The following is an 857-nucleotide window of genomic DNA, read 5'->3' on the forward strand; positions in this document are numbered from 1 at the left end:
TCTACGATCGTGGTCGGGTGTAGAACAATTAGGTTACCAACTTGCTCAACTTCAATGCCTGTGCCCGCTAAATTATGCGTCAGTTTTGTGCTCACAAGGCTTTGGTCTTTGTCTTTGAAAAGACCTTCGATGTTTAGCTCAACGCCATCAAATGCGGCACCTTTTACGATTTTTGGTAGCTTATCCAATTTATCTTCAGCTGCGTCTTCTACGGTTTCGTTGACGGTTAGCTTGTTGTTGACTAGCGTTTCAGGCGCCAAGTTGTCGCTATTTGGCGTGCTATCAGTGATGACTGGACGTAGGCTTGGGTCATTGATGTTTTCGCCAGACGCGACAAGACGATCCACTTCTTGGTTTGCCGCTTGAGCAAACTCAGTCGCTTTCTTCTCGTAATTTGTTGGGTTTTGCGCTTTAGATTCTGTCAGAATCTGAGCGGTTTTATGTAGTTCGGCGTTTTTTGTCGCACCTTCAACAAAGTCACTGTACAGATCAATCGGAGCTTCCTCTGAGCCTCCCAATGCTTTGTTTACGTTTGCTTTCGCGTCTTCTTCAGTAATTGAAGGGTCTTTTGCCATTTCAATCGCCACAAGGTCCGTGATAGGTGAGATCACGTTAGACGATGATGGTGCGCGGAATACGATTTCGTGCGCCATAGCTTGGCTTGGGTGGTCCATATCTACGGTGTAGGTGCCAGCGTATTTCTTGGCATCCAAGGCGATAAGTTGTTTCTGTTTCGCACCGTTTGGAACGAGAGTTTGCAGTGCTAAGGTTTTTTCTGGTTTAGCGGCCAGTGTAAGCTGACCTTTCTCATCGGTCAGACCAAGAATAGATTCTTGAGTGTCCCATTGACCGTTGTT

General features: G+C 46.4%; 1 pseudogene. It reads right to left on the bottom strand.

Annotated elements, in window-relative coordinates:
* Nucleotides 1–857, bottom strand: a pseudogene (locus tag R7Z77_RS24725) (hypothetical protein); the annotation flags it as partial.

The organism is Vibrio sp. 1401 (assembly GCF_033340295.1).